The organism is Candidatus Jidaibacter acanthamoeba, assembly GCF_000815465.1.
GTDB lineage: Bacteria > Pseudomonadota > Alphaproteobacteria > Rickettsiales > Midichloriaceae > Jidaibacter > Jidaibacter acanthamoebae.
The window spans coordinates 1-364 of record NZ_JSWE01000245.1 but is presented as its reverse complement, the minus strand read 5'-3'; the positions used below and the strand labels follow the sequence as shown (position 1 = coordinate 364).

General features: G+C 29.4%; 1 protein-coding gene. It reads left to right on the top strand.

All coding sequences use genetic code 11. The features are described 5' to 3' along the window. A partial coding sequence (locus NF27_RS10860; protein WP_039459613.1) for an IS6 family transposase occupies window positions 1–364 on the top strand: 364 nt, incomplete at both ends.

Below are 364 nucleotides of genomic sequence, written 5' to 3'. Positions count from 1 at the left end.
CCTGGTACCTGGATGAAACTTATATCAAGGTTAAAGGTAAATGGTTATACTTATATAGAGCAATTGATAGTAATAAAAACACTATTGATTTCTACTTAAGCAAGACACGTAATCACAAAGCAGCTAAATTATTCTTAACTAAATTGCTCAATAAGGAAAATACTTACGAACCAAAAAGTATCACAGTAGATACTAATCCTTCATATTCTTTAGCTTTTACCCAACTACAAAAAGAAGGAAAGTTTGCTAATACAACTATAAGAAAGAACAAATATCTAAATAACATAATAGAGCAAGATCATAGACGGGTAAAATGGAAAACCAAAGATGCTATGGGTTATCATAGTTATAAAACAGCATATAA